Source organism: Massilia consociata (assembly GCF_042432755.1).
Lineage (GTDB): Bacteria > Pseudomonadota > Gammaproteobacteria > Burkholderiales > Burkholderiaceae_D > Telluria > Telluria consociata.
This window is the reverse complement of sequence record NZ_JBHLWP010000032.1, coordinates 1-19,632: the sequence shown is the minus strand read 5'-3', so window position 1 is coordinate 19,632 and position 19,632 is coordinate 1. Positions and strand designations below refer to the sequence as shown.

Sequence of the window (19,632 nt, the reverse complement as noted above, 5' to 3'; positions counted from 1 at the left end):
AGACTCGAGATGATTTGCCAGGAAATGCAGGGTGTCGTCGAACATGGCGACGAAGGTTAACAGCGATGGGGAATGTTTACAACGACAAAATAAAAATGCCGTTCAGTCTTAACTGAACGGCATTACACCGGAAGGTGGCGTTTTTGCTTGAGGTAGCGACTCTGGCATCAGGCCTTGCGGACGAATTCCGACTTCAGGCTCATGGCGCCGAAGCCGTCGATTCTGCAGTCGATGTCATGGTCGGCGTCGACCAGGCGAATGTTCTTGACCTTGGTGCCCTGCTTGATCACGCCGCCGGAACCTTTCGGTTTCAGGTCCTTGATCACGGTGACGGTATCGCCATCCTGCAGGATGTTGCCCGAGGCATCGCGCCAGACCCGGGCGGCTTCGGCCTGTGGGGCCTGTACCGGCCAGTCGTACCCGCATTCCGGGCAGGTGTACTGGCCCGTGCCGTCTTCATAGGTAAAAGCGGACTGGCATTGCGGGCAGGGCGGCAGGGTGGACATGGAAGACCTTTGAAAACAAAAACGCCACCCGGAGGTGGCGTTTTCTTTATTCTTGGTGGCCCGGGGCGGAATCGAACCACCGACACAAGGATTTTCAATCCTCTGCTCTACCAACTGAGCTACCAGGCCAAGAGAGGCATGATTATAGCCAGCGATTTTCATCCGCGCAAGCCCTTGGCGTGAACAAGTCGCCGGCTGCCCCATGCGGCACCCGCCGGCCCCCTGCTGCGCGCGCATGACAAGCCCGAGCGCGCTGTTGACATCTCGCTATAATGTCTTTCATGACTACCTCCACCGCCCAGCACCGCAGCGACGTCTGCATCGTCGGCAATGGCGCCATCGCCAAGACCGCCGCCCTCGGTTTTGCCCAGTCGGGATACAGCGTGACCCTCCTGGTGCCGCCTGCGCGTCCCGCGCCGGAAAAACCTGCCGCGTCCGCCGCCGAAAAGCCGTGGGACGTGCGTGTCTATGCCCTGAACCACACGGCCCACGACCTGCTGGCCTCGCTCAAGGTCTGGGGGGCGCTCGACTTGGCCCGGGTGCAGGCGGTCGATGCGATGGACATCCACGGCGATGGCGAGCAGGGCGGCAACCTCGGTTTCGATGCCTTCGGCGCCCATGTCGGCACGCTGGCCTGGATCGTCGAGGACAGCAACCTGAACGGTGCGCTCGACGCGGCGCTCAAGTTTGCCGCCAATGTGCAGATCGTCTCCGGCTGCGCCGTGGAGCTCACCTGCAGCGAGAAGGGCGCCGGCGTCCTGCTCGAAGACGGCGCCAGGATCGCCTGCGAACTCGTGGTTGGCGCCGACGGCCGCGAATCCTGGGTGCGCGGCCAATGCGACATCGGCGTCGATTACCGCATGTACCACCAGCGCGCCATCGTCACCAATTTCTCCTGCGACAAGCCGCACCATGGCGTCGCCTACCAGTGGTTCACCTGCGCCGACGGCATCATCGCCCTGTTGCCGCTGCCGGGCAACCGGGTTTCGCTGGTGTGGTCGGCCCCGGAAACGCTGGCCGACACCCTGATGAACGAGTCGCTCGGCGAGATGGCGATCCGCCTGGGCGAATACGCCGAAGACAAGCTCGGTACGCTGCGTCCGATGCAGCCGGAAGAGGTCAAGGCCGTCCCGCTGGCGCTGGTGCGCCCGCATTCGCTGGTCGCGCCGCGCGTGGCATTGGTGGGCGACGCGGCCCACGCCGTGCATCCGCTGGCCGGCCACGGCATGAACCTGGGTTTCGGCGACATCGTCGACCTGCTCGACGTGCTGCGCAACCGCGAAGACCGCCGCGGCATCGCCGACGAGCGCGTGCTCGCCCGCTATGCCCGCAAGCGCAAGGAAGACGTGCTGCTCATGCAATGGGCAACCGACGGGCTCGAACGTTTGTTCGGCGCCAATCTCGAACCCCTGCGCGTGGCGCGGAATTTCGGATTAAACTTGCTCGATAAATTGCCTTCAGTTAAGCGTCGCCTGATGGCGCATGCAATGGGTAAGTAACCCGGGCAAAGTAACCCCTTCAAGGAAACCACCATGTTGAAAACCAAGGTCGCCGTCCTGCTGGCGACGGGCCTGCTCGCATCCTGCGTCGAGGCGCAGAACACCGAAGCGAACATCAAGAAGGCGCTCGAGCCGCGCCTGGGCGGTGCCAAGATCGAATCGGTCCGCGAAACCCCCTACGGCGGCCTGTACGAAGTGCGCGTCGCCGGCGATATCCTGTACACGGACAAGAAGGGCGACTACCTGTTCATCGGCCGCGTCTACGACACCAAGACCTCCACCGACCTGACCAGCGCCCGCATCGAGGAAATCAACAAGATCAAGTTCTCCGATCTGCCCCTCGAGCTGGCGCTCAAGCAGGTCAAGGGCAACGGCAAGCGCGTGATCGCGGTGTTCGAAGATCCTAACTGCGGCTACTGCAAGCGCCTGCGCCAGACCACGCTCAAGGAGATCGACAACGTCACGATCTACACCTTCATGTACAACATCCTGTCCGAGGATTCGTTCGTGAAGTCGAAGAACATCTGGTGCGCCCCGGACCGCGTCAAGGCACTGGACGAGTGGATGATCAACGGTAAGGTGCCCCCTAGTACACCGGCCGCCTGCGAGTCGCCGAACGACAAGGTACTGGCCCTCGGCCAGAAGCTGCGCATCAACGGCACGCCGGCCATCTTCTTCACCGACGGCTCGCGCATTCCCGGCGCGATCGACCTGAAGTCGCTGGAAGCCAAGCTGGCCACCATCAAGTAGGGTGGCCGGCTTTGCCGACCACCCTGCAAGAACAATCACGACGTAGTCCGGAGCGGGAGCGGTGCATTGGTCACCTTGAACATCAACGGGCGCGACCTCCAGGTCGACGCCGACCCGGGCACGCCCATCCTCTGGGCGCTGCGCGACAACCTCGACATGACCGGCACCAAGTTCGGCTGCGGCGCGGCGCTGTGCGGCGCCTGCACCGTGCACCTGGACGGCAATCCGGTCCGCTCCTGCATCACGCCGATCTCCGCAGTGCAAGGCCACAAGATCACCACCATCGAAGCGATGGAAACCGACAAGGTCGGCAAGGCCGTGCAGGACGCCTGGGTGAAACACGACGTGCCCCAGTGCGGCTACTGCCAGAGCGGCCAGGTGATGAGCGCCGTTGCCCTGCTGCGTACCAACAAGCGCCCGCTCGATGCCGACATCGACAATGCGATGAGCGGCAACATCTGCCGCTGCGGCACTTACCAACGGATCCGCGCGGCCATCAAGGATGCCGCCGAGGCTCTCGCCTGAGGAGCAGCCATGCCTACCGAATGCTTGCGTGGAGCGGCGGCCGCCGTGCCCGGATGCGTGCAGGGCGTGATGCCGCGCCGCGGCTTTGCCAATGCCGTTCGAGCTGGCCGTGCCTGACCCGATGGCACCGGTCGCGACGCTGACGGGCATCCTGCTTGCCGCCGGCCGCGGCCGGCGCTTCGACCCGTCGGGCGTACGCAACAAACTGCTGCAGCGGCTGCCCGGGGGCGAGCGCGTGGTCGCCGCCAGCGCGCGCCGGCTGCTTTCCGTCCTCCCGCGCGTGGTCGCCGTCGTGCCGCCGGATGACGGCGGCGTAGCCGATGCCCTGCGCGCGCTCGGTTGCGAGGTCACGGTATGCGCGCAGGCCGACGGCGGGATGGGTGCCTCGCTCGTCCATGCGATCCGCCACGCGCTGCCCGCCGACGGCTGGCTGGTGGCGCTGGGCGACATGCCGTACGTGGAGGAGGCCACGCTCGCTTCCCTGCGCGACGCGGTGCTGGCCGGCGCGGACATTGCCGTGCCCGTGCATGACGGCCGCCGCGGCAACCCGGTGGCCTTCGGCGCCCGCCATCTCGACGCCTTGCTGGCGCTGGGCGGCGACCAGGGCGCGCGCCGCCTGCTCATGGCGCATCCGGTGACCGAAGTCGCGGTTGCCGACCCCGGCATCCTGCGCGACATCGACAGCCCGGCCGATCTGCGGGATTGACATATGCACGAGCTTGTTCCTGTCGTGATCGAATCCGATTACACTAGGAGCAACATTGGCACGGCCGTATGACCACGATCCCATCATGAAGAAACCATCCCAGAAAAAGCAGCCCGCAATCCTGTACACCATCGTCCCGAAAGACCTTGCCGGCCACCTGTTCAACGTGACCGTCACGGTCGCCGCGCCCGACCCGGAAGGGCAGGTGTTCGCGCTGCCGGCGTGGATTCCGGGCAGCTACATGATCCGCGAGTTCGCCCGCAACATCGTGCGCATCCGCGCGGAAAGCAATGGCGCGGACGTGGCGCTGACGAAGCTGGACAAGCACTCGTGGCGCGCCGCGCGCGTGGCCGGCCCGCTGACCGTGCACTATGAAGTCTATGCGTGGGACCTGTCGGTGCGCGCCGCCCACCTCGACCAGACCCACGGCTTCTTCAACGGCACCAGCGTGTTCCTGCGCGTGGCCGGCCAGGAGCAGCTTGCGCACCAGGTGGACATCCAGCGCCCGGGCGATCCCGCAGCCAAGAGCTGGCGCGTCGCCACCGCCATGAAGGAGCTGGGCGCCAAGCGTTATGGCTTCGGCACCTACATCGCCGCCGACTACGACGAGCTGATCGACCACCCGGTCGAGATGGGCGACTTCGAGCTGGCCACCTTCAAGGCGCACGGCATCCCGCACGACATCGTCGTCACCGGCCGCGTCCCGAACCTGGACATGGCGCGCCTGCAGGCCGACCTGAAAGCCATCTGCGAAGCGCAGATCGCCTTCTTCGAGCCGCAGACCAAGCGCGCCCCGATGGACCGCTACGTGTTCATGACCATGGCGGTCGGCGACGGCTACGGCGGCCTGGAACACCGCGCCTCGACGGCCCTGATCGCCGCCCGCGCCGACCTGCCGTCCACGGCGACGCCGAAGGGCGCCGAGCCGGGCGAGGGCTACCTGCGCTTCCTGGGCCTGTGCAGCCACGAGTATTTCCACACCTGGAACGTCAAGCGCATCAAGCCGGCCGTGTTCGCGCCCTACGACCTGCAGGTGGAGAACTACACCCCGCTATTGTGGCTGTTCGAAGGGTTTACCAGCTACTACGACGACCTGATGCTGGTGCGTGCGGGGATCATCGGCGAAGCCACCTACCTGAAAATGCAGGCCAAGACCATCGGCGGCGTCCTGCGCGGCAGCGGCCGCACCAAGCAGAGCGTGGCCGATTCGAGCTTCGACGCCTGGAGCAAGTACTACCGCCAGGACGAGAACTCGCCGAACGCCATCATCAGCTACTACACCAAGGGTTCGCTCATCGCGCTGGCCTTCGACCTGACCATCCGGGCCAAGACCGGCGGCGCCAGGTCGCTGGACGACGTGATGCTGGCGCTGTGGGAGCGCTTCGGGCGCGATTTCTACAATGGCGCCGGCCGCGGCGTCACGGATGCCGAAGTGGAAGCGATTTTCGACGAGGTGAGCGGCGTGCGCCTGCGCAGTCAGTTCGACCGCTGGGTGCGCGGCACCGAGGACCTGCCGCTGGCCAAGCTGTACGCGCCTTTCGGCGTGAAACTGGTGGACGAGCGCAAGGGCGGCAAGCCTTCGCTCGACGCCGGCATCGGCCGCGATCCGCTGGGCGCCAAGCTGACCCAGGTGCACGAAGGCGGCGCCGCGCACCAGGCCGGCCTGTCGGCGCTCGACATCGTGATCGCCATCGACGGCCTGCGCGTGAACGGCAACCCGTCCAACGTGGACATGCTGCTGCAGCGCTACCGCGTGGGCGACAAGCTCACCGTGCACGCCTTCCGCCGCGACGAGCTGATGAGCTTCGCGGTCACGCTGCAGGGCGACCGCGTGCCGGGCATCACCCTGTCGCAGGCCGTCGCCGGCAAGAAGTCGTCCAGCCTGAAGCGCCCCAGCAGCATTTGACGCTTTTCGTAGCGTGGGCGGCTTGGCCGCCCACGCGTTCAAACCGAACATGCACCGAGGCTCATGTGAAAACTGCCCTGATCGCCGCCGTCCTCTCCTTCTCTGCCGCATCCGCTTCCGCCCAACTTCCCGCCCCGCTGAAAACCGACGTCACCACCCGCGTCAACGGCATGTACCCTTGGCTCGACACCATCTACAAGGACCTGCACGCCCATCCGGAACTCGCCTTCCAGGAAGTGCGCACTGCCGGCAAGCTGGCCCTGGAAATGCGCAAGCTCGGCTTCGAGGTCACTGAAAAGGTCGGCAAGACAGGCATCGTCGCGGTGCTCAGGAACGGCGCCGGCCCCACCGTGCTGGTGCGCACCGAGATGGATGGCCTGCCGATGGAAGAGAAGACCGGCCTGCCGTATGCCAGCCGGGCACGGGCCGTCAGCGACGGCCGCGAGAGCTTCGTCACCCACAGCTGCGGCCACGACATCCACATGGCCGGCTGGCTCGGCACGGCACGCACGCTGGCCGAGATGAAGGCGAAGTGGAAGGGCACCCTGGTGTTCATCGCCCAGCCGGCGGAAGAGATCGTGTCGGGCGCGAAGGCGATGCTGGACGACGGCCTGTTCAAGCGCTTCCCGAAACCGGATTACGCCTTCGCACTGCATTCCTGGCCGCTGGCGCACGGCACGGTCGGCTTCAACGACGGTCCGGTGTCGTCGAATTCGGACGCCATCGAGATCGTCTTCAAGGGCCGCGGCGGCCATGGCTCGGCGCCCGATAAATCGGTCGACCCGATCACCATTGCCGCACGCTTCGTGGTGGACGTGCAGACGGTCGTGAGCCGCGAGAAGGACCCCAAGGAATTCGGCGTGGTGACCATCGGCGCCATCCAGGGCGGCACGGTCGGCAACATCATCCCGGACAACGTGCAGGTGCGCGGCACCATCCGCTCCTACAGCCCGGAGGTGCGCGCCAAGCTGCTCGAGGGGGTGCGCCGCGTAGCCAACGCCTCGGCCGCCATGGCGGGCGCGCCGGCGCCGGACGTGCAGCTCATCAGCGGCGGCGCGGCCATCGTCAACAGCGAAGCGCTGGTGACCCGGACCGAAGCCGTGTTCAAGGATGCCTTCGGCGCCGCCAATGCCCGGCGCATGCCGGCCATGACGGCCAGCGAAGACTTCTCGCTGTTCGTCAACGAAGGCATCCCGTCGATGTTCTTCTTCACCGGCGTATACGACCCGAAGCTTGTCGCCGAAGCGGAGCGCCCTGGCGGCAAGCCGATCGCCTTCAACCACTCGCCGTTCTACGCACCGGTGCCGGAGCCGTCGATCAAGACGGCTGCGCAGGCGATGAGCCTGGCGGTGTTGAACGTGCTCGGGCGCTGAGCACCTGGCGCGATATGCCAGGCACTACTGTGGGCCGGCCAAGCTGCGCAGCTGGAAACGGTAGTCGCGGTCGAACAGGAAGGTTTCGGAAAACGTCATCACCTGGATGTCCGGCGTGAGCAGGCCCTCCGGGCGGGGCAGTGGCCCGCTGCGCTGCATCGACGCCAGTGCGACCTTCGACGCGTCCGGATCGCGTGAACGCTGCACCTTCACGTCGGTGAGCTGGCCTTCCTTGTCCACCGTGATGTTGACGACCACGATGGCCGGCAGCATCGGCGGCAGGCGCCCGCTGAATGTGCGGTCTGCATTCCGATCGAGGATGTGGCGTGCGACGTGCTGCTTGTAGGCGTCGAGCGTGAGCGAAGGCGGCGGCACCGGGGCGGCGGTCGGCCGGGGATCGACGACGACGGAGATTCTGGGCTCAGGCTCCGCGCCGGGCGGCGGCGGGGAGGCACATCCGCACAGGAGCGCCAGCAGCGTGGCCGGCACGATCGGGAGAAGCGCTTTGCTGCGAAGAGATAGGTTCATGGCGGATGAATGAGCGTCGCAGGTTGGCGCCTCGAGGGCGCTTTGCTTCGACTCGGCGGTTCATCCGGAGTTCCGCTTTTCTGTGCGCATGCAATCGGTGCTCGCAACACATGAACATCGTACGCGCCACGGGTGCCTACGACTTCCCGCGCTGTCGGGAACCCAAGTTCGTTGGGCACCCGACAGCGCGGCTTTTAGCCGAACAACCTCTGCAATTCCACCCCCGGATCCGGCGCCCGCATGAACGCTTCCCCAACGAGGAACGCATGCACATCCGCCTCACGCATCCGCTGCACGTCCTGCGGTCCCAGGATGCCCGATTCGGTCACCACCATGCGTTCCTTCGGAATGCGCGGCAGCAGGCCCAGCGTGGTGTCCAGCGACACCTCGAAGGTTCGCAGGTTGCGGTTGTTGATTCCCACCAGGCCGGTGCGCAGCTTCAGCGCTGCGGTCAGCTCGTCGCCATCGTGTACTTCGACCAGCACATCCATGCCCAGGTCGATCGCGCAGGCTTCCAGTTCGGCCATCAGGCCATGGTCCAGCGCCGACACGATGAGCAGGATCGCATCCGCTCCCATCGCACGCGCTTCGTACACCTGGTACATGTCGACGATGAAGTCTTTGCGGATCACCGGTAGCGAGCAGGCCGCGCGTGCCTGGCGCAGGTAGTCGGTCGAGCCCTGGAAAAACTGCTCGTCGGTGAGTACCGACAGGCAAGCCGCGCCATGGTCGGCATAGCTCTGCGCGATCGCCGCGGGCTGGAAGTCCGGCCGCAGCACGCCCTTCGACGGCGAGGCCTTCTTCACTTCCGCGATGATGCCCGCATGGCCGGCTGCAATCTTGCCACGCAGGCTGTTTTCGAAGCCGCGGATGGCGCGGCGCGAGGCGAGGTCGCCCTCCACGTCGCGGCGCAGGCTTGCCAGGTCGCGCTGCTTCTTCGCCGCGGCCACTTCGTCGGCCTTGACGGCCAGGATCTTGTTCAGGATATCGGACATGGAAAACCTTTAATTGCCGAACATGTCAGCGGTGCCGCCGAGCTGGCGGGTAACCTGCACGAATTGCTCCAGCTTGGCCAGCGCCGCACCGGAAGCGATGGCTTCGCGCGCCTTGGCCAGGCCGGCTTCGATCGAATCGGTCACGCCGGCCGCATACAGCGCGGTGCCGGCGTTGAGCGCCACGATGTCGTGCGCCGGGCCCGGTTCGCCGCGCAGCGCTTCCAGCACGCGCACCTTCGATTCTTCCGTATTCGCGACCTTCAGGTTGCGGCTCGAGATCATCGCCAGCCCGTAGTCTTCCGGATGGATCTCGTATTCGCGGATCTCGCCGTCGACGAGTTCACCGACCAGGGTGCCGGCGCCGAGCGAGACCTCGTCCATGTTGTCGCGGCCCCAGACCACCATCGCGTGCTGGGCGCCCAGGCGCTGCAGCACGCGCACCTGGATGCCGACCAGGTCGGGGTGGAATACCCCCATGAGGATGTTGGGGGCGCCGGCCGGGTTGGTCAGCGGGCCCAGGATGTTGAAGATGCTGCGCACGCCCAGTTCGCGTCGCACCGGCGCCACGTGCTTCATCGCCGCGTGGTGGTTCGGTGCGAACATGAAGCCGATGCCGGTCTGCGCGATCGATTGGGCGATCTGTTCCGGTTTCAGGTCGATGTGGGCGCCGAGCGATTCGATCAGGTCGGCGCTGCCCGAGGACGAGGACACGCTGCGCCCGCCGTGCTTGGCCACGCGCGCGCCGGCCGCGGCGGCCACGAACATCGAGGCACTGGAAATGTTGAAGGTGTTGGCGCCGTCGCCGCCCGTGCCGACGATGTCGAGCAGGCCGGTAGCATCGGCCATCGGCACCTTGGTCGAGAATTCGCGCATGACCTGGGCGGCGGCGGTGATCTCGCCGATGGTTTCCTTCTTCACGCGCAGGCCCATGGTCAGCGCCGCGACCATGGTCGGTGACATCTCGCCCGACATGATCTGGCGGAACAGGTGCAGCATCTCGTCGTGGAAGATCTCACGGTGTTCGATGCAGCGCAGCAGGGCTTCTTGTGGGGTGATCGGCATGGCGGGTCCAGTAGGTGAAAGTCGTTTGCTTGTCGCGTGCTCCGCAGCCTTAGATTCGTCATTCCCGCGAAGGCGTGAACAATGCCACTGGCATTGTTCACTCCAAGTTCGTTGCGTACCTCTAGCGTTACGCTTTACCGGTTTTCACGCAAAATTGGGTTCCCGCCTACGCGGGAACGACGGCTCATGGGCCGGTGGTGTACTCCAGCGACTCAACGCTCGAGGAAATTCTTGAACAGCGCGTGGCCGTGTTCCGACAGGATCGACTCGGGATGGAACTGCACGCCCTCGATGTCGTATTCCTTGTGGCGCACGCCCATGATCTCGCCGTCGTCGGTCCACGCCGTCACTTCCAGGCAGTCCGGCAGCGAAGCGCGCTCGATGGCCAGCGAGTGGTAGCGGATCACGGTGAACGGGCTCGGCAGGTTCTTGAACACGCCTTCGCCGGTATGGGCGATCAGCGAGGTCTTGCCGTGCATGACCTGCTTGGCGCGGATCACCTTACCGCCGAAGGCTTCGCCGATGGCCTGGTGACCGAGGCACACGCCGAGAATCGGCAGCTTGCCCTTGAATTCGCGCAGGATGTCGAGCGAGATGCCGGCGTCCTTGGGGGCCTTCGGTCCCGGCGAGATGCAGATACGGTCGGGCGCCATCTGCTCGATTCTCTCCAGCGTGATTTCGTCGTTGCGAACGGTGCGCACGTCTTCGCCCAGTTCGCCCAGGTACTGGACGATGTTGTAGGTGAACGAATCGTAGTTGTCGATCATGAGCAGCATGTCAGAACTCCCCATCCAGGCCGTCTTGCACCTGTTCGGCTGCGCGCAGCACGGCGCGCGCCTTGTTTTCGGTTTCCTGCCATTCCATCTCGGGAATGGAGTCGGCAACGATGCCCGCCGCGGCCTGCACGTACAGGTTGCCGTCCTTGATCACGCCGGTGCGGATCGCAATCGCGACATCCATCTCGCCGCCAAAAGACAGGTAGCCGCAGGCGCCGCCGTAGATGCCGCGCTTGACCGGCTCGAGCTCATCGATGACTTCCATCGCGCGCACCTTCGGCGCGCCGGTGAGTGTGCCGGCCGGGAAGGTCGCGCGCAGCACGTCGAGGTTCGACATGCCGTCTTTGAGTTTGCCTTCGACGTTCGAGACGATGTGCTGCACGTGCGAATACTTTTCGATGACCATGCGGTCGGTCACCTTGACGCTGCCGGTTTCCGCGATGCGGCCGATGTCGTTGCGCGCCAGGTCGATCAGCATCACGTGCTCGGCGATTTCCTTCGGGTCGGCCAGCAGTTCGGCGGCCAGCTCGAGGTCGCGTTCCGGCGTGGCGCCGCGCGGGCGGGTGCCGGCGATCGGGCGCAGCGTGACTTTCTTGCCGCCGTCCGGTAGAGCTTCGTTGCGCACCAGGATCTCCGGCGAGGCGCCGACGATCTGCATGTCGCCGAAGTTGTAGTAATACATGTACGGCGACGGGTTCAGCGAACGCAGCGAGCGGTACAGCGACAGCGGCGAATCCACGTAGGGCTTGCGGATGCGCTGGCCGATCTGCACCTGCATCAGGTCGCCCGCCATCACGTATTCGTGGGCCCTGGCCACCGCCTTCAGGTAGTCTTCCTTGCTGAAGTCGCGCACGGCTTCGGTGCGCACCGAGCTCGAGGTCACCGGCGCATCGACGCTCCGGCGCAGCATCACGCGCAGGTCCTTCAGGCGCTGGCGCGCTTTCGCAAAGGCTTCCGGCTGGGCCGGGTCGGCGTACACGATCAGGTACAGCTTGCCCGACAGGTTGTCGATCACCGCCAGTTCCTCGGTGAGCATCAGCTGGATGTCCGGCAGGCCCAGTTCGTCGGGCGGGCAGCTGTTGGCCAGCTTGTGCTCGATGTGGCGCACCGTGTCGTAGCCGAAGTAGCCGGCCAGGCCGCCGCAGAAGCGCGGCATGCCGGGACGCAGCGCCACCTTGAAGCGCGACTGGTACTGTTCGATGAACTCCAGCGGATTGCCTTCGTGCGTTTCGATCACCTCGCCGTGCTTGACGACGTCAAGGCGATTGCCGCTGCTGCGGATCAGGGTCGATGCCGGCAGGCCGATGAAGGAATAGCGACCGAAGCGCTCGCCGCCGACCACCGACTCCAGCAAGAAGGTGTTCTTGCCGGTCTGCTGCGATTGGGCCAGCTTGAGATAGAGCGTGAGCGGGGTTTCGAGGTCGGCGAAGGCTTCTGCGATCAGGGGAATGCGGTTGTAGCCCTGGTTGGCCAGCGATTTGAATTCGAGTTCGGTCATGCTTTTCTCCGGACCGCCCAGGGGAGGGAAGGGCGGTGGTTCACACTTCAAAAAACCTGCCGGGGATGAACGCACATGAGCGCGGCCGGCAGCAATCAAGACGGGTTAGTTAGCCCAGGATTGCCAGCGTCGCCACAGCCAGGCCTCAAGGGCGCCGGTCTGGTTGACAGTGTGTTTTTTGGTGAAAAACATGTATAGATGACTTATTTTGAGGTCTGGTTATGCGCCGTTATCAGCGCGGCTGCTTCTAGCAGCGAACTCACTATACCATCAGAATTAATTTCTTGTATAGGCCGTCCGTGGTTATAACCATATGGCACGGTGAGCACAAAACAACCAGCGGCACGCGCGGCTTCGGCATCGTTGGATGAGTCGCCGATCACCACCACCTGTGACGGCGACAGGTCCAGCGCGGCGCAGGCGCCCAGCATCGGCATCGGGGCCGGCTTCTTCTTCGCGAAGGAATCGCCGCCGAACACGCGCTCGAAATAGGGTGTCAAACCCTTCTGGTCCAGCAGGGGCAAAGCGAAAGCAATAGGCTTGTTGGTCACGCAGACCAGGCGCAAGCCCTGGTCCCGCATGGCCGCCAGGCCGTCGAGCACACCCTCGTACAGGGTGCTGCGCTGGCCGTTGATGGCGAGGTAGTGGCGCTGGTAGGCGGCCAGCGCATCCTCGAAGGCCGCATCCACGCGCGCCGCATCCCAGTCGAGCAGCAGCGCGTCGCGCACCAGTTTTTCGGAGCCCTTGCCGACCAGCGGCTTGATGGTGTCCTGCGTGATGGGAGCGAGCCCGAGCTCGGCGCGCATGCCGTTCAGGGCCGCCTCGAAGTCGGGCACCGTGTCGAGCATGGTGCCGTCCAGGTCGATGATGGCGGCCCGGATGCCTGCTGCGCCGGCCCGCATCTTACTTGCTGCCCACGGTGGCCAGTTCGACGCGCATGGCGTCGATCACGGCCTTGTAGTCCGGCTTGCCGAAGATCGCGGAACCGGCAACGAAGGTGTCGGCGCCTGCTGCTGCGGCCGCGGCGATGTTCTCGGCCTTGATGCCGCCATCGACCTCGAGCATGATGTCGCGGCCCGACTCGTCGATCATGCGGCGCGCGATCGCGATCTTCTTGAGCGCTTCCGGAATGAACGACTGGCCGCCGAAGCCCGGGTTCACCGACATGATCAGGATCATGTCGATCTTGTCCATCACGTGCTCGAGGTAATGCATCGGGGTGGCCGGGTTGAACACCAGGCCGGCCTTGCAGCCGTTGTCGCGGATGAGCTGCAGGGTGCGGTCGATGTGTTCCGAGGCTTCCGGGTGGAAGGTGATGATGTCGGCGCCGGCTTTGGCGAAGTCGGGGATGATGCGGTCGACCGGCTTGACCATCAGGTGCACGTCGATCGGCACCTGCACGTGCGGACGGATTGCCTGGCATACCAGCGGGCCGATGGTCAGGTTCGGGACGTAGTGGTTGTCCATCACGTCGAAGTGGATGATGTCGGCGCCGGCGGCGACGACATTGCGCACTTCCTCGCCCAGGCGGGCGAAATCGGCGGACAGGATGCTGGGGGCGATACGGTAGGTGGTCATGGGTGACGGTGCTGGTGAAATGAATCCGCTATTTTACGCCGATGAGGCGCTCTCCCGCAGCGGGGAGGGCGACCTCGAATGGCGCGGCGCGGTATGATTGTCGTTTGCGCCACACCGGCGCGCCGGCTCGGCCGGATAATGTTGACGATCACGCAAGGAATGCCATGCCCGCCTATGAATTCGCTGTCACTGTCAGGACCCAATACCTGCCGGAACAGTCCAACCCGGACCGGGACCAGTTCGTGTTCAGCTATACCATCACCATCAAGAACACGGGCAGCATCGCAGCCCAGCTGATTTCGCGTCACTGGGTGATTACCGACGCTAATAACGGGACGCAGGAAGTGCGCGGCCTGGGCGTGGTCGGCCACCAGCCGCTGCTGCAGCCGGGCGAGCAGTTCCAGTACACCAGCGGCACCCAGCTGCCTACGCAGCAGGGCTCGATGTACGGCGAATACTTCTGCGTGGCCGAGGACGGACACCGTTTCGAGGTGCCGATTCCCGAGTTCGCGCTGTCGCTGCCGGGCACGCTGCATTAAGCTGCATTGAGCTGATCGACTGCGCATTCACTGTTCGCGGGAGTCGCCATCCTTCTGCGCCGGGTCATCCTGCCGGGTGTCCTTGCGTCCGGCGAACATGGTCCACCAGACGATAAAGACGATCAGGAACAAGGCCACGCCCGCTTCCAGCATCAAGATCCACATATTCTGTCTCCGTCCATCATTCTTATGTTCTCAACACGCCGCAGTGTAACCGCTTCGCTCGCCCTCGTCGCTTTCCTGGCGGCCTGTTCCACCACGCCGCAGCAGGCACCACCCGCCAAGCCCGCGGAACCGGTGCGCATGCCGCCGCCGGTCGGTCCCGTCTATGTGCCGCCGCAGCCCGCGCCCCAGGCGCCGCCGGTCCAGCCGTCCCAGCCGCCCCAGCCGCCGGCGCCGGTTCCGCTGATGACGCCCGCCACCTTCGGCGACCTGCCGGGCTGGGCGCAGGACGACCTGCGCCAGGCCTGGCCGGCCTTCATGCAGTCGTGCCGGGTGCTGGTGAACCGGGCGGCCTGGAAGAGCGCGTGCAATGCGGCGCGCGGCATCGATGCCGCGGACGCCGCGGCGGTACGCCGGTTCTTCGAAACCAACTTCGTACCGAACCTGATGCGCAGCAGCGACGGCGCCGACACAGGGCTCATCACCGGCTACTACGAGGCGATGCTGTACGGCGCACGCAAGCGCGGCGGCGCCTACCAGACGCCGCTCTACCGCGTGCCGGAGGACCTGCTCACCGTCGACCTGGGCAGCGTCTATCCGCAATTGAAGGGCATGCGCCTGCGCGGCCGCCTGTCCGGCAAGACCGTCGTTCCCTACAACACCCGCGCCGAGATCGCGCGCTCGCCGTTCGCGGGCAAGGAACTGCTGTGGGTGAGCGATCCGGTGGAAGCCTTCTTCCTCGAGGTGCAGGGCTCGGGCCGGGTGCAACTCGATACGGGTGAAACGGTGCGCGTGGCGTATGCAGACCAGAACGGCCATCCCTATAAAGCGATCGGCCGCTGGCTGGTGGAGCAGGGCGAACTGACGACCGAGCAGGCGACGGCGCAGGGCATCCGCGCCTGGATTGCCGCGAACCCCGGCCGCCGCCAGGAACTGTTCAACGTGAACCCCAGCTACATCTTCTTCCGCGAGGAGAAGCTGCCCGATCCGTCATTGGGGCCCAAGGGCGCGCTTGGCGTGCCGCTCACCCCGGGGCGTTCGGTGGCGATCGACCCGGCCTTCGTGCCGCTCGGCGCGCCGCTGTTCCTGGCGACCACGGAAGCCGGCAGCGAGGTGCCGATGCGGCGCCTGATGGTGGCGCAGGACACCGGCGGCGCCATCCGCGGTGCGGTGCGCGCCGACTTCTTCTACGGGTTCGGGCCGGAGGCGATGGACAGGGCGGGCAAGATGAGGCAGCCTGGCATGGTTTGGGTGTTGATGCCGCGCGCTGCTGCGCAGTAAAGCTGCCAGCCTGTAGCGCTGCGCTTTGCTCTACTCTTTCGCATCTTTCAGGCGCGTGCCGAAGACACCGCCGGCGGCAAGCAGCAGCGCCCCTCCCGCGATACAGCCCAATCCCGTGCGCACGCCGAATCCCTCGCCGAGGGCACCGGCCAGCAGGGCGCCGAGCGGCGCCGTGGCGACCGTGAGCGCGCGCATCGTCGCGACCATCCGGCCCAGCACCGCATCGGGCGTCACGCGCTGGCGCAGGGCGATATAGGGCACGAAGAACAACGTGGCGCCGCAGTCGATCCAGAACACCACGACGGCATAGGCCGCCACTGTCAGCGCCGCGCTGCCGAACAGCGATGCCGGGATTGCCGGCACCAGCATGAAACCGAATGCGGAAACGCACAGTCCGACCAGGATGCCGCCACCGGTGCCGAGCCGGCGCGACAGCGGCTTGACCAGCAGGGCGGCGGCCAGCACGCCCAGGCCGCCCAGCATGTTCGCCATGCCCATGGTGCCCGCATCCATCCCGAGCACGCGCGTTGCGAACAGCACATGCAGGGCCGTGTAGCCATAGAAAAGCAGGTGCCAGCAGGCCGAGACCCATGCAAGCGTGCGCAGCAGGGGCGCGTTCCAGACGAAGGCCAGGCCTTCCCGGATGTCGCGCAGCGGATGGGTATGCGTAGCAGGCGGCTGTGGCTCGCGGGCGCGGATCCGGCGCAGATTCAGCAGCGAAACGATGAAGCCGGCAACGTTGCACAAGATCGCGACGGGGGCGCCGAGCAGCTGAATCAGGCCGCCGGCCATGCCCGGCCCAAGGACGCGCGCGGCCGATTCGGTCGATGCGAACTTCGATTGCGCGTCGACCAAGCCGCTGCGTCCGACCAGGAAAGTCAGGAATACCTGCTCGGCGCTGCCGCCGACCACGTGGCCGGCGCCAATCACGAAGCCCACCGCATACAGCCAGTGCACCGTGAGCATGTCCATCCACCATGCGAGCGGAACGGTGGCCAATGCCGTTGCCACCATCAGGTCGCTGCCCATGATGATCGGCAGGCGCCGGCTGCGGTCGAGCAGGACGCCCGAAGGCAGCCCGAATAACAGGAAGGGCAGGGATTCGAAGGCGGCCAGGATGCCCATCTGGGCCGGCGTCGCGTGCAGCAGCAGCACGGCGCAGATCGGCAAAGCCAGCAGGGTGACCTGGGCGCCGAACTGGGCCAGGATGCTGCTCAGCCAGAAACGGCGGAAATCGGCGTTGCGCAGGAGCGAGTCGGCAGGGATATGCTTGCCGAAGCGATGGTTGCCTGGGAGTGGAATGACGATCTCACGCAAGGTGTTGCCGAGTAAATAATCATACCTGTGTTTTGCGCTGCGCGAGACGTTACAATCTCGGCAATCAAGCCAACCTTTGAAGGGATGTCACATGGAATACGCAGATCTGTTGATCGAGAACCACGGCAAGGTTGTCGTGATCCGCCTGAACCGTCCGAAGGCGATGAACGCGCTGAACGACAACATGATGAACGAACTGGGTCATGCGCTGTACCAGTACGATGCCGATCCGGCGGTCAACGTCATCGTCCTGACCGGCAGCGACAAGGTCTTTGCGGCAGGCGCCGACATTGCGGCCATGGCGAACTACACCTATGCGGCGGACACCTATCCGGGTAATTACATCGGCCGCAACTGGGAGCACATCCTGAACGTGCGCAAGCCGGTGGTCGGCGTCGTCTCGGGCTACTGCCTGGGCGGCGGCTGCGAACTGGCCATGATGTGCGACTTCCTCATCGCCGCCGACAGCGCCAAGTTCGGCCAGCCGGAAATCAAGGTCGGCGTGACGCCGGGCGCCGGCGGCACCCAGCGCCTGCCGCGCGCGATCTCGAAATCGAAGGCCATGGACATGCTCCTGACGACCCGCATGATCGATGCAGCCGAAGCCGAGCGCACCGGCCTGGTGTCGCGTGTGTATCCGGGCGATAGTGTCATGGAGGAGGCGATCAAGATTGCCCAGGGCATCGCCGAGATGCCGGTGTCGGTCGCCATGCAGATCAAGGATTGCGTCAACCAGGCTTACCAGATGCCGCTGACCGAAGGCGTGCGCTACGAGCGCCGCTACTTCCACGCCGGCTTCGGTACGCCTGCGCAGAAAGAAGGCATGTCGGCCTTCCTCGAGAAACGCAAGCCGAACTTCGAAGGGATGTAAGGGATGGGGGCGGCGCCCCATGGTCGCGCAGCGCCGTTTTGTCGAGGCGCAGCGGCGCTCGTGATCGTCGCCTTCGCGGCCGGTGGCTGCACCGGGCTACCGCCGCCGGGGCCGCGCACCGCGAGCATGGCGCTGGACGGCACCGAGACCACGCGGCTGGGCCAGGCGATTGTACCGCTGGCGGCCACCCATCCGGGGCTGTCCGGCATCCACGCCCTGCCGGACGGCCGCGACGCCTTTGCGGCCCGCGTGCTGCTCGCCGGCTACGCTGAGCGCAGTCTCGACGTTCAGTACTATATATGGCGCAACGACCTCACCGGCACGCTGCTGGCGGACGCCCTGCGCAACGCCGCGTCGCGTGGTGTGCGTGTCCGCCTGCTCCTGGACGACAACAATACCGCCGGGCTCGACCCGGCGCTTGCCGCCCTCGACCGCGACCCGAACATCGAGGTGCGCCTGTTCAATCCTTTCAGCATGCGTGGATGGCGCGGCCTTGGTTTCCTGCTCGATTTCAGCCGACTGAACCGGCGCATGCACAACAAATCCTTCACGGCCGATAACCAGGCCACGATCGTCGGCGGCCGCAATGTCGGCGACGAATACTTCGGCGCGACCGGCGACATGCTGTTCGTCGACCTGGACGTGCTGGCCGTCGGGCCGGTCGTGCGCGACGTGTCGCAGGACTTCGACCGTTACTGGAACAGTGCGTCCGCCTACCCCATTACGGCATTGGTCGACCCTGCAGTTGCCGAGCGCCCCGATGCGCTGGCAAAGCGCGCGGACGGCGCGCGGGAGCATCCCGAGGCGCAGCGTTACCTGGACACCATCCGAACCTTGCCCTTCGTCGAGCAACTGGTACAGGGGCGCCTGCCACTGGAGTGGAGTGCCACCCGCCTGGTCAGCGACGACCCGGCGAAGGTACTCGGCAAGGCGCCGCCGCAAAAGCGAATGGCCGTCCACCTTCGCAAGCAGCTGGGAGAGCCGAAGCTCCAACTCGACCTCGTGTCCCCTTATCTGGTTCCCAGCAAGGAAGCGGCACAAGCAATCGGAGACATCGCGCGCGGTGGAGCGCAGGTGCGGGTGCTGACCAACTCGCTCGAGGCGACCGATGTGGCGGCAGTCCACGCCGGTTACGCGAAGTGGCGGCGCGAGTTGCTATCGGCCGGCGTCACGCTGTTCGAATTGCGCCGCAGCTGGGGGAGTGGGCTACCCGCCCAGGGGCGAGGGCGCTTCGGCAGTTCGGCGTCGAGTCTGCATGCCAAGACCTTCGGCGTCGACGGGCGCAGTGTGTTTGTCGGCTCGTTCAACCTGGACAGGCGCTCGATCGACCTGAACACGGAAATGGGGCTCGTCATCGATAGCCCGCAACTGGCAGGCCAGCTGAGCCAGACGCTCGAGGAAAGCATGCCCGAGCGGGCCTACGAAGTGCGCCTCGACGAGGATGGCAAATTGCATTGGATCGAGCGCACGGGCGGCAAAGTGCTGCGTCACGACCAGGAGCCCGGCACCACCATATGGAAACGCGCAGGGGTGCATCTGTTGTCGTTTTTGCCGATCGATTGGCTGTTGTGAAAATTCACGCGGAGGGGCTTGCGCAGGCCCACCGGGTTTTGCTATGATTCGCCTCCGCTTCAGGGAGTGCTGCAAAGCACGGGCCGAAAAGTTCAACGAAATCAAGTGGTTGAGTTGACAAGACCGGCAGAAAAAATCTGCGACGAAGCGAACGAGGGGTTGACGAGAAACGCGAAACACTGCATAAT

20 protein-coding genes and 1 tRNA gene are annotated in these 19,632 nt (G+C 65.3%); 10 read left to right on the top strand and 11 right to left on the bottom strand.

Annotated elements, in window-relative coordinates; genetic code table 11:
• Positions 1–167: 167 nt before the first annotated feature.
• Positions 168–506: a zinc ribbon domain-containing protein YjdM gene (locus ACFFJK_RS22160; protein ID WP_379681829.1), complete on the bottom strand. Its 339-nt coding sequence runs from the start codon at positions 504–506 to the stop codon at positions 168–170.
• 53 nt (positions 507–559) lie between these two features.
• A tRNA-Phe gene (locus ACFFJK_RS22155) sits at positions 560–635 on the bottom strand.
• 152 nt (positions 636–787) lie between these two features.
• On the opposite strand from ACFFJK_RS22155, the gene ACFFJK_RS22150 reads away from it, so the two are divergent.
• The 6 genes from ACFFJK_RS22150 to ACFFJK_RS22125 all read left to right on the top strand — a co-directional run bounded on the left by ACFFJK_RS22150 (position 788) and on the right by ACFFJK_RS22125 (position 7,265).
• Entirely contained in the window at positions 788–2,005 is a 1,218-nt protein-coding gene (locus ACFFJK_RS22150) for an FAD-dependent monooxygenase (protein WP_379681828.1), read from the top strand.
• Positions 2,006–2,038: 33 nt separating this feature from the next.
• Positions 2,039–2,755: a DsbC family protein gene (locus tag ACFFJK_RS22145; protein ID WP_379681827.1), complete on the top strand. Its 717-nt coding sequence runs from the start codon at positions 2,039–2,041 to the stop codon at positions 2,753–2,755.
• Positions 2,756–2,821: 66 nt separating this feature from the next.
• Positions 2,822–3,280, top strand: a complete 459-nt coding sequence (locus ACFFJK_RS22140) for a (2Fe-2S)-binding protein (protein ID WP_379681826.1) — start codon at positions 2,822–2,824, stop codon at positions 3,278–3,280.
• A gap of 121 nt (positions 3,281–3,401) precedes the next feature.
• A complete protein-coding gene (locus tag ACFFJK_RS22135; RefSeq protein WP_379681830.1) occupies positions 3,402–3,986 on the top strand; it encodes a nucleotidyltransferase family protein in 585 nt (194 codons plus the stop codon).
• Between the two features lie 85 nt (positions 3,987–4,071).
• Entirely contained in the window at positions 4,072–5,892 is a 1,821-nt protein-coding gene (locus ACFFJK_RS22130) for a M61 family metallopeptidase (protein ID WP_379681825.1), read from the top strand.
• Positions 5,893–5,957: 65 nt separating this feature from the next.
• Positions 5,958–7,265, top strand: coding sequence for an amidohydrolase (locus tag ACFFJK_RS22125; protein ID WP_379681824.1), 1,308 nt, complete (start codon positions 5,958–5,960; stop codon positions 7,263–7,265).
• 24 nt (positions 7,266–7,289) lie between these two features.
• Here the strand turns inward: ACFFJK_RS22125 and ACFFJK_RS22120 are convergent, their stop codons facing one another.
• The 7 genes from ACFFJK_RS22120 to rpe all read right to left on the bottom strand — a co-directional run bounded on the left by ACFFJK_RS22120 (position 7,290) and on the right by rpe (position 13,702).
• Positions 7,290–7,793 (bottom strand): energy transducer TonB, encoded by a 504-nt coding sequence (locus tag ACFFJK_RS22120; RefSeq protein WP_379681823.1) that lies wholly within the window; start codon positions 7,791–7,793, stop codon positions 7,290–7,292.
• 194 nt (positions 7,794–7,987) lie between these two features.
• Positions 7,988–8,788, bottom strand: coding sequence for an indole-3-glycerol phosphate synthase TrpC (gene trpC, locus ACFFJK_RS22115; RefSeq protein ID WP_379681822.1), 801 nt, complete (start codon positions 8,786–8,788; stop codon positions 7,988–7,990).
• 9 nt (positions 8,789–8,797) lie between these two features.
• Entirely contained in the window at positions 8,798–9,850 is a 1,053-nt protein-coding gene (gene trpD / locus ACFFJK_RS22110; protein ID WP_379681821.1) for an anthranilate phosphoribosyltransferase, read from the bottom strand.
• A gap of 212 nt (positions 9,851–10,062) precedes the next feature.
• Positions 10,063–10,626 (bottom strand): anthranilate synthase component II, encoded by a 564-nt coding sequence (locus ACFFJK_RS22105; protein ID WP_379681820.1) that lies wholly within the window; start codon positions 10,624–10,626, stop codon positions 10,063–10,065.
• Position 10,627: 1 nt separating this feature from the next.
• Positions 10,628–12,124, bottom strand: a complete 1,497-nt coding sequence (trpE, locus tag ACFFJK_RS22100) for an anthranilate synthase component I (protein WP_379681819.1) — start codon at positions 12,122–12,124, stop codon at positions 10,628–10,630.
• 203 nt (positions 12,125–12,327) lie between these two features.
• On the bottom strand, positions 12,328–13,026 hold the full coding sequence (locus ACFFJK_RS22095; protein ID WP_379681818.1) for a phosphoglycolate phosphatase: 699 nt from the start codon (positions 13,024–13,026) through the stop codon (positions 12,328–12,330).
• A gap of 1 nt (position 13,027) precedes the next feature.
• Positions 13,028–13,702 carry a ribulose-phosphate 3-epimerase gene (gene rpe / locus ACFFJK_RS22090; RefSeq protein ID WP_379681817.1) on the bottom strand — a complete coding sequence of 225 codons (675 nt, stop codon included), beginning with the start codon at positions 13,700–13,702 and terminating at the stop codon, positions 13,028–13,030.
• Positions 13,703–13,866: 164 nt separating this feature from the next.
• Here rpe and apaG point away from each other — a divergent pair, with 164 nt between their 5' ends.
• Positions 13,867–14,241, top strand: coding sequence for a Co2+/Mg2+ efflux facilitator ApaG/CorD (apaG, locus tag ACFFJK_RS22085; RefSeq protein WP_379681816.1), 375 nt, complete (start codon positions 13,867–13,869; stop codon positions 14,239–14,241).
• Positions 14,242–14,268: 27 nt separating this feature from the next.
• On the opposite strand, the gene ACFFJK_RS22080 is transcribed toward apaG, so the two are convergent.
• Entirely contained in the window at positions 14,269–14,406 is a 138-nt protein-coding gene (locus ACFFJK_RS22080; protein WP_379681815.1) for a hypothetical protein, read from the bottom strand.
• A 24-nt stretch (positions 14,407–14,430) separates the two neighbouring features.
• Here ACFFJK_RS22080 and mltA point away from each other — a divergent pair, with 24 nt between their 5' ends.
• Positions 14,431–15,684: a murein transglycosylase A gene (gene mltA, locus ACFFJK_RS22075; RefSeq protein WP_379681814.1), complete on the top strand. Its 1,254-nt coding sequence runs from the start codon at positions 14,431–14,433 to the stop codon at positions 15,682–15,684.
• Positions 15,685–15,714: 30 nt separating this feature from the next.
• Here mltA and ACFFJK_RS22070 read toward each other — a convergent pair whose 3' ends face one another.
• Complete coding sequence (locus ACFFJK_RS22070) at positions 15,715–17,001, bottom strand: MFS transporter (RefSeq protein WP_379681813.1); 1,287 nt, start codon at positions 16,999–17,001, stop codon at positions 15,715–15,717.
• A gap of 91 nt (positions 17,002–17,092) precedes the next feature.
• Between ACFFJK_RS22070 and ACFFJK_RS22065 the strand changes: the two genes are divergently transcribed.
• Both ACFFJK_RS22065 and ACFFJK_RS22060 read left to right on the top strand, forming a co-directional pair.
• Positions 17,093–17,872: an enoyl-CoA hydratase-related protein gene (locus ACFFJK_RS22065; protein ID WP_379681812.1), complete on the top strand. Its 780-nt coding sequence runs from the start codon at positions 17,093–17,095 to the stop codon at positions 17,870–17,872.
• Between the two features lie 3 nt (positions 17,873–17,875).
• On the top strand, positions 17,876–19,444 hold the full coding sequence (locus ACFFJK_RS22060; protein ID WP_379681811.1) for a phospholipase D family protein: 1,569 nt from the start codon (positions 17,876–17,878) through the stop codon (positions 19,442–19,444).
• The last annotated feature ends 188 nt before the right edge of the window (positions 19,445–19,632 follow it).